The organism is Nonomuraea deserti (genome assembly GCF_004348685.1).
Classification (GTDB): Bacteria; Actinomycetota; Actinomycetes; order Streptosporangiales; family Streptosporangiaceae; genus Nonomuraea; species Nonomuraea deserti.
The window spans coordinates 1-7,735 of sequence record NZ_SMKO01000307.1 but is presented as its reverse complement, the minus strand read 5'-3'; the positions used below and the strand labels follow the sequence as shown (position 1 = coordinate 7,735).

Sequence of the window (7,735 nt, the reverse complement as noted above, 5' to 3'; positions counted from 1 at the left end):
GTGAGGGTCCGAGTCGGGGGCTCGGGACTGGGCCAGGGGAGGGCCGTTCAGCGGCCGGAGATGAGGTCGGCGAGGCGGGCATAGACCGAGGTGGTGGTGCCACGCTCGTTCTCGTTACGGTCGGCGGCGCGGAAGAGGGCGTAGATGAGCTGCACGCCGGCCCACCGCAGCGGTTCCGGCTCCCACTGCCGCACCTGGCGCCCCACCCACGGCAGTCCCGTCAGCTCCGTCTCCCGCCGCAGCACCAGGTCGCGCAGGGTACGGCCGGCCAGGTTGGTCGTGGTGACGCCGCTGCCGACGTAGCCGCCCGCCCAGCCGAGCCCGCTGGCGTGGTCCAGGTGCACTGTCGAGCACCAGTCGCGCGGCACGCCGAGCACCCCGCACCAGGCGTGCTGGACCCGCGCGTCGGCCGCCGCGGGGAAGAGTTTGATCAGCATGCGCCACAGCAGCGCGACGGTCTGCGGCTGGGTGGCGCCCCGGGTGTCGGTACGCGACCCGAACCTGTAGGGAACGCCCCGGCCGCCGATGGCGATGCGGTCGTCGGCGGTCCGCTGGGCGTAGATGTAGGCGTGCGCCTCGTCCCCGACCGTTTCGTTGCCCGACCAGCCGAGGTGCTTCCACACCTCGGCGGGCAGCGGCTCTGTGACGATCATGGAGCTGTTCATCGGAAGCCACTGCCTGCGCTGGCCGGCCAGCCCGGCGGTGAAGCCCTCGGTGGCCCGGATGACGTAGTCGGCGGTGACGGCGCCGCGCGTGGTGACCGCCGTGGCCTTCCGGCCGTCGCGCCGGGGCCGCAGCTCGGTCACGGTGGTGTCCTCGTAGAGGTCCACGCCGAGCCGGGCGACCGCGGCGGCCAGGCCGACGGCCAGCTTGGCGGGCTGGATGCGGGCGCAGTGCGGCGAGTACGCGGCCTCCAGCGTGCCGGCGGCCTGCACGCGCTCGGCCTGCTCGTCACGGGCGAGCAGGCGCATGTCCGCCTCGCCGTACCCCCATCCGCGCAGCTCGGCCACTTCGGCGCGGAGCCGGCGCCGCTGGGCGGGGTTGGTCGCGACGTGGAGCAGCCCGCCCTTGTGGATGTCGGCGTCGATGCCCTCCTCGCGGGCCACCGCGATGACCTCGTCGACGGAGCGGAACATGGCGTGCTGCAGGTCGATCATCGCCTGCCGGCCGCGCGCCCCGGCGTGCCGTTTCCTGGATCCGGCGAACTCGGCCGACAACCATCCGCCGTTGCGGCCGGACGCGCCGAACCCGGCGAACTCCTTCTCCAGGATCGCGATGCGCAGGCCGGGGTCGGCCTGCTTCAGGTAGTACGCGGTCCACAGGCCGGTGTATCCGCCGCCCACGATCGCGACGTCGTAGTCGCGCGGCCCGGGCAGCGCCGGCCGCCGCGCGGGCAGGCCGATCTGCCGGTACCAGAAGGAGACGTCGCCGTTGGCGAAGTCTTGGGTCAGCGGGATGCCGGTCGTCACCGAACACATTGTCTATTACCGGCATATACGGAGCAAGAGGACGATGTGTAACAGAACGGGGCAATGGACTAGCTTCGTGTCGGCCGCTCGTAGCCCTCGTCGCCGCCGTATACGTGCAGGTCAGGGTCATTCTCCGGCTGGTTCGCCGGGCTGGTGGGGGAGGCGGTGTGCTCGGTGGCGAAGTCGTCCGACAGCGCGGGCGGCGCGGGGTGGAGATAGTCGTACCAGGTGATGACGCCCCTGGAGTCGGCGTCCGTGACGAGCTCGCCGTCGCGCTGGGCCGCGTACGGCCTGCCCGGGTAGTGCACGGGCAGGCACGGGCGGCGCACGTTCCTGGCCCGCAGCCAGGTCCGCACCAGTTCCTCGGTGTCCATCACCTGCGGTCCGCCGAACTCGAACTCCTTGCCCTCGGGCCCGCCCGCCAGCAGCGCCGCCGCCAGCGCGGCGACTTCGCCCGTGTGCACCGGCTGCCAGGGCAGCGAGCGGTCGACGAGCATCACGGGGAACGACGAGTACGCCCGCAGCCGCTGGTCCAGGGACTGCTGGAACCGCGTGGCGCGCAGGACGGTCCAGCCGATCCCGCTCTCCCCGATCAGGCGTTCGGCCTCCAGCTTGTGACCGAGGTAGCCGATGGCGGCGCGGTCCACCCCGACGACCGAGGTGTAGAGCAGGTGCTGCACCCCCGCCTCGCGGGCGGCGAGGAGCAGCCGGTGGGTGCCGTGGACGTCCGCGGCCCCGCGGCCCCTGGGGCCGCTGGTGGCGAGATGCGCGATCGCGTCCACACCGTGCACGGCGTCCGCGACGCCCCTGCCGGAGATGAGGTCGCCCCAGAACCACTCGACGCGCCCGGTGCTCTCCCGCTCCCTCCGGCTCAGCGCGCGCACCCGGTGCCCAGCCCTGACCAGCGCGGGCAGCAGCGCGCCGCCCAGCGTTCCCGTGGCTCCCGTGACCAGTATGCGCATGTTGCTCCACTACCCGCGAATGCCTGGAAATGACAACGAACTACGTAAAGGCGTCTGTGTCCGGCAGTGCGGGGTAGTGCCGCACACATGGCTCGAATCGCAGCGGAATCCCTGATCGAACGGCTCGCGGAGTGGGGCGTCGACACCGTCTTCGGCCTGCCCGGCGACGGCATCAACGGCATCATGGAAGGGCTGCGGCGCCACCGCGAGAGGGTGCGCTTCGTCCTGGTCCACCACGAGGAGGCCGCCGCTTTCATGGCCACCGGCTACGCCAAGGCCACCGGGCGGATCGGCGTGTGCCTGGCCACCTCTGGGCCCGGCGGCATCCACCTGCTCAACGGCCTCTACGACGCCAAGCTCGACCACGTGCCCGTGCTGGCCATCACGGGCATGCAGGAGACCTCCGTGCTGGGTACCGGCTACCAGCAGGAGGTCCACCTGGACAAGCTGTTCGCCGACGTGGCCGAGTACAACATGATGATCTCCAACCCGGCGCAGCTTCCCTCGCTGGTGGACCTCGCGATCAGGACGTCCTACGCCCGGCGCGGGGTCTCCCACCTCACGCTGCCCAACGACATCCAGGTGGCGGAGGCGGGGGCGGACCCGTACGAGCAGGTCGCGCCCGCCAGGCCGCCGCAGACCTCGCCCGTCTACCTGCAGTCGCCCGGCATCCCGCGGCAGGAGGACGTCGAGTGGGCCGCCGAGGTGCTCAACCGGGCGGAACGCCCCGCCATCCTCGTCGGCCAGGGCGCGCTGCACGCCCGGGACGAGGTGCTGGCCGTGGCGGAGGCCCTGGGAGCTCCCGTGGTCAAGACGCTTCCTGGCAAGGCCGTCGTCCCCGACGACTCGCCGTACACGACCGGCGGGATCGGGCTGCTCGGCACCCGGCCGAGCGAGGAGCTGATGGACGAGGCCGACGTGCTGTTCATGGTGGGCACGAACTTCCCCTACTCGAAGTTCCTGCCGGAGCCGGGGAAGACCAGGGTGGTGCAGTTCGAGGCGGAGCCGACCAGGGCGGGGGCGCGGATCGCGACCGACGTGCCGGTGGTGTGCGACGCGAAGGAAGGGCTGGCGGCGCTGCTGCCGTTGCTGTCCCGCCGGGACGGCAACGCTCATCTGGCGAAATATCAGAAGATGATGGCGAAGTGGCGGGCCGACATGGACGCCCTGGAGGACCCCGACCGCGACCCCATCGCCCCGCAGTACGCCATGTCCGTCGTCGACCGGCTCGCTGCCGACGACGCCATCCTGACCTGCGACAGCGGCACCATCGCCACCTGGGCGGCCCGGCACTGGACGATCCGCGGCGAGCGCGAGTTCTACCTGTCGGGCACGCTGGCCACCATGGCGCCGGGGCTCCCGTACGCCATCGCCATGCAGCACGCCTTCCCTGGCCGGCAGGTCATCGCGTACGTCGGCGACGGCGGTTTCTCGATGCTCATGGCCGAGTTCCTGACGGCGGTCCAGCAGCGGCTGCCGGTCAAGGTCGTCATCAACAACAACAACTCGCTCGGCCAGATCCTGTGGGAGCAGATGGTGCTCGGCTACCCGGAGCACGGCGTGCGCTACGAGCAGCCGGAGGCCGACTTCGCGGCCTGGGCCAGGGCGTGCGGCGGCTTCGGAGCCAAGATCACCAAGTCGGGCGACGTCGCGCCGGCGATCCAGCAGGCGCTCGCCCACGACGGTCCGGCCCTGGTGGACGTGGACGTCAACCCCAACGAGCCGCCGATGCCCGGCAAGGTCTCCTACGACCAGGCCAAGAGCTTCGCGCAGGCGTTCCTGAAGGGCCAGCCGCACAAGGCCGCCATCGCCACGACCCTGTTCAAGGACCGCATCAGGAAGCTGATGGACTAGACGCTGGCGGCGCAGGCCCGGGTGATCCCGGCGGCGGCGCTCAGCAGCGGCTCGACCAGCCGGGGCAGCTCGCGCACGCGCCGGTGGGAGACCACGATGCCGAGGGCCGCCACCGGCCGCCCGTCCACCAGGATCGGCGCCGCCGCCGAGCACGAGCCCAGCGTCATCTCCTCGTACGTCAGCGCGTACCCCTGGGAGCGCACCGTCGCCAGTTCCCTGGTCAGCCGTCCGGCCTCGGTGATCGTGTGCGGGGTCGGCCGTTCCAGCTTGCGTGCCAGGTACGCCTTGACGAACCACTCCGGCTCGTACGCCAGCAGCGCCTTGCCCACGCCCGTCGGGTGCATGGGCAGCCGGGCGCCGGTCCTGGACACGATGGGCACCGCCCGCCTGCCGTGCACCTTGTCGACGTAGAGCACCTCGAGCCCGTCGCGGACGGCCAGATGCACGTTCTCGCCGGTGCCCGCGAACAGCTCCTGCAGCCACGGATGCGCCAGGTCCTGCAGCCGGCCGGGCGCGAGCTGGCCCAGCTCCCACAGCCGCAGCCCCACCCGCAGCCGGCCGTCGGGCGCGCGGCTCAGCGCCTGCCACTCCTCCAGCTCCGCGACCAGGCGGTGGGCCGTGCTCAGCGCCACCCCGCTCCGCCTGGCCAGCTCGGTCAGGGTGAGCTGGGGGTGCGCCGGGTCGAAGGCGCCCAGGATCGCCAGCACCTTGGACGTCACCGAACGCCCGGGAGCGCGAGATCCGCCTGCCATGGGTCAATCCTGCATATTTCTTCCATCCAGTGGAAGGGTTGGTTCGGCTGATCGCACCTGGAGGCAGGATGCTCCGTATATGCGAACTCAGGTCGGGATCATCGGCGCCGGGCCCGCCGGTCTGCTCCTGTCCCACTTGCTCCACCTGCGCGGCATTTCCTCCGTGGTGCTGGAGAAGCGCAGCCGCGACCACGTCGAGCGGCGGGTCCGAGCCGGGGTGCTGGAGCAGGGCACGGTGGACACGCTGGTCGAGGCCGGTGTCGGCGAGCGCCTGCTGCGCGAGGGGCTGCCGCACAACGGGATCGAGCTCAGGTACGGGGGCGCGGGCCACCGCATCCCGTTCGAGAAGCTGGTGCCCGGCCGGCGCATCACCGTGTACGGCCAGCAGGAGGTGGTCAAGGACCTTATCGCGGCCCGGCTCGCGGCGGGCGGCGACGTGCGGTTCGAGATCGAGGACGTGGCACTGCACGGCCTGGAGACGGAGCAGCCGTACCTGACGTTCGGCGGCGAGCGGCTCGACTGCGACGTGGTCGCCGGCTGCGACGGCTTCCACGGCGTGTCGAGGCCGTCCATCCCCGAGGGTGTCCTGAGCGTTTACGAGCGCGAATATCCCTTCGCCTGGCTGGGCATCCTGGCCAGGGTGGCGCCGTCGTCCGAGGAGCTGATCTACACCAGGACCGAGCGCGGCTTCGCCCTGCACAGCATGCGCACGCCCGAGGTCAGCCGCTTCTACCTGCAGGTCCCGGCCGGCGCGCGGGTGGAGGAGTGGCCGGACCAGCGGATCTGGGCCGAGCTGAAGGCCCGGCTGGAGAGCGTGCCCGGATTCACGCTGGCCACCGGCGAGATCATGGAGAAGGCCGTCACGCCCATGCGGGCGTTCGTCGCCGAGCCCATGCAGTACGGCCGCCTCTACCTGGCCGGCGACGCCGCCCACATCGTGCCGCCCACCGGCGCCAAGGGGCTCAACCTGGCCGTGGCCGACGTCCGCGTCCTCACCGGCGCGCTGGCCGCCTACTTCGAGCACGGCTCGGCCGGGTCGCTCGACGGCTACTCGCGGGCGTGCCTGACGCGGGTGTGGCGGGCGCAGCACTTCTCGTGGTGGATGACCACCCTGCTGCACACGTTCGAGGACGACGACGCGTACGCGCGCCGGCTGCAGCTGTCCTACCTGGACTACGTGACCTCGTCCGAGGCCGCGGCGACGACCCTGGCGGAGAACTACGTGGGAATGCCATGAAGATCGTTGGTACGGCGGCCGAAGCGGTCGCGGGAATCGGGGACGGCGCGTCCCTCGCGGTCGGCGGCTTCGGCCTGGCCGGGGTGCCCGCCGTGCTCATCAAGGCGCTGCTCGGGCAGGGCACGTCCGGCCTGCACGTCGTGTCGAACAACTGCGGCACCGACGGGCGCGGTCTGGGCGAGCTGCTCGCGGCGGGGCGCATCTCCCGCGTCACCGGCTCGTACGTGGGGGAGAACAAGGAGTTCGCCCGGCAGTACCTGGCCGGCGAGCTGGAGGTGGAGCTGATCCCGCAGGGCACGCTGGCCGAGCGGCTGCGGGCCGGCGGGTGCGGCATCCCGGCCTTCTACACGAGGGCGGGCGTGGGGACGCTGGTCGAGGAGGGCGGGCTGCCGTGGCGCTACCGCTCCGACGGGTCGGTGGCGGTGGCGTCTCCGCCGAAGGAGGTCAGGGAGTTCGACGGAGTCTCGTACGTCCTGGAGCACGGCATCCGTACGGACTTCGCGCTCGTACGGGCCGCACGTGGCGACATTTACGGAAACCTGGTGTTCGCCAAGGCCGCGCGGAACTTCAACCCGCCGGCCGCCATGGCGGGACGGGTCACCATCGCCGAGGTCGAGGAGCTGTGCGAGCTCGATCCCGACGAGGTGCACCTGCCCGGCGTCTTCGTGCAGAAGGTGCTGGTGCTGGATCCCGCGCAGGCGGCGGACAAACCCATCGAGCGGCGGAAGGTGCGTTCCTGATGGCCTGGACCCGGCAGCAGATGGCGGCCCGCGCGGCGGACGAGCTGCCCGACGGCTCGTACGTCAACCTCGGCATCGGCCTGCCCACGCTCATCCCCGCCCACCTCGGCGACCGCACCGTCGTCATCCACTCGGAGAACGGCATCCTCGGCGTCGGGCCGTACCCGCTGCCCGGCGAGGTGGATCCCGACCTGATCAACGCGGGCAAGGAGACGGTCACCGTCGCGCCCGGGGCGTCGTACTTCGACTCGGCGCTGTCGTTCGGCATGATCCGCGGCGGCCACGTGGACGTGGCGGTGCTCGGCGCCATGCAGGTGTCGCAGGCCGGCGACCTGGCCAACTGGGCGGTCCCCGGCAAGATGATCAAAGGCATGGGCGGCGCCATGGACCTCGTGCACGGCGCCCGCCGGGTCATCGTGGTCATGGAGCACACGACGCGCGACGGCGACCCCAAGATCCTGCCCGCCTGCACGCTGCCCCTCACCGGCCGGTCCTGCGTCGACCGCGTGATCACCGACCTGGCCGTCATCGACGTCGTCCCCGGCGGGCTGAAGCTCGTGGAGACCGCCCCCGGCGTCACCGCCGGCGAGGTGCGCGCCAGGACGGCGGCCGACCTGTCATGACCCCGAAGCCCGCGCTGGAGAGTCGAAGGAACACCATGAGCCATCCTCCGTACCTGAGCCCCGGCTACCGCAGCACGGTCGCGCGCGCCCCCGCCCGC

Annotated in this window: 7 protein-coding genes; 4 read left to right on the top strand and 3 right to left on the bottom strand. The window is 71.7% G+C overall.

What is annotated here, in order from left to right:
• Nucleotides 1–47: 47 nt before the first annotated feature.
• Together E1292_RS48510 and E1292_RS48505 are read right to left on the bottom strand one after the other, a co-directional pair.
• The gene (locus tag E1292_RS48510; protein WP_132606570.1) at nt 48–1,478 is read right to left on the bottom strand and encodes an NAD(P)/FAD-dependent oxidoreductase; all 1,431 of its coding nucleotides are present in this window, start codon (nt 1,476–1,478) and stop codon (nt 48–50) included.
• Nucleotides 1,479–1,537: 59 nt separating this feature from the next.
• Nucleotides 1,538–2,431 (bottom strand): SDR family oxidoreductase, encoded by an 894-nt coding sequence (locus tag E1292_RS48505; RefSeq protein ID WP_132606569.1) that lies wholly within the window; start codon nt 2,429–2,431, stop codon nt 1,538–1,540.
• An 87-nt stretch (nt 2,432–2,518) separates the two neighbouring features.
• Here E1292_RS48505 and E1292_RS48500 point away from each other — a divergent pair, with 87 nt between their 5' ends.
• The gene (locus E1292_RS48500; RefSeq protein WP_132606568.1) at nt 2,519–4,285 is read left to right on the top strand and encodes a thiamine pyrophosphate-dependent enzyme; all 1,767 of its coding nucleotides are present in this window, start codon (nt 2,519–2,521) and stop codon (nt 4,283–4,285) included.
• Here E1292_RS48500 and E1292_RS48495 read toward each other — a convergent pair.
• Nucleotides 4,282–5,037, bottom strand: coding sequence for an IclR family transcriptional regulator (locus E1292_RS48495; RefSeq protein WP_132606567.1), 756 nt, complete (start codon nt 5,035–5,037; stop codon nt 4,282–4,284). The genes E1292_RS48500 and E1292_RS48495 overlap by 4 nt on opposite strands.
• 79 nt (nt 5,038–5,116) lie before the next feature.
• On the opposite strand from E1292_RS48495, the gene E1292_RS48490 reads away from it, so the two are divergent.
• The 3 genes from E1292_RS48490 to E1292_RS48480 are packed head-to-tail and all read left to right on the top strand — an operon-like array spanning nt 5,117 to nt 7,637.
• Nucleotides 5,117–6,274, top strand: coding sequence for a 4-hydroxybenzoate 3-monooxygenase (locus E1292_RS48490; RefSeq protein ID WP_132606566.1), 1,158 nt, complete (start codon nt 5,117–5,119; stop codon nt 6,272–6,274).
• Nucleotides 6,271–7,014, top strand: a complete 744-nt coding sequence (locus E1292_RS48485; RefSeq protein WP_132606565.1) for a CoA transferase subunit A — start codon at nt 6,271–6,273, stop codon at nt 7,012–7,014. The genes E1292_RS48490 and E1292_RS48485 overlap by 4 nt, the downstream gene beginning before the upstream one ends.
• Nucleotides 7,014–7,637: a CoA transferase subunit B gene (locus tag E1292_RS48480; RefSeq protein ID WP_132606564.1), complete on the top strand. Its 624-nt coding sequence runs from the start codon at nt 7,014–7,016 to the stop codon at nt 7,635–7,637. The genes E1292_RS48485 and E1292_RS48480 overlap by 1 nt, the downstream gene beginning before the upstream one ends.
• Nucleotides 7,638–7,735 lie beyond the last annotated feature (98 nt).

Excerpts from the sequence above, each read along its gene's own strand:
- E1292_RS48500 (WP_132606568.1), top strand. The coding sequence starts at position 2,519 with ATGGCTCGAATCGCAGCGGAATCCCTGATCGAACGGCTCGCGGAGTGG.
- E1292_RS48505 (WP_132606569.1), bottom strand. The coding sequence starts at position 2,431 with ATGCGCATACTGGTCACGGGAGCCACGGGAACGCTGGGCGGCGCGCTG.
- E1292_RS48485 (WP_132606565.1), top strand. The coding sequence starts at position 6,271 with ATGAAGATCGTTGGTACGGCGGCCGAAGCGGTCGCGGGAATCGGGGAC.
- E1292_RS48510 (WP_132606570.1), bottom strand. The coding sequence starts at position 1,478 with ATGTGTTCGGTGACGACCGGCATCCCGCTGACCCAAGACTTCGCCAAC.
- E1292_RS48490 (WP_132606566.1), top strand. The coding sequence starts at position 5,117 with ATGCGAACTCAGGTCGGGATCATCGGCGCCGGGCCCGCCGGTCTGCTC.
- E1292_RS48495 (WP_132606567.1), bottom strand. The coding sequence starts at position 5,037 with ATGGCAGGCGGATCTCGCGCTCCCGGGCGTTCGGTGACGTCCAAGGTG.
- E1292_RS48480 (WP_132606564.1), top strand. The coding sequence starts at position 7,014 with ATGGCCTGGACCCGGCAGCAGATGGCGGCCCGCGCGGCGGACGAGCTG.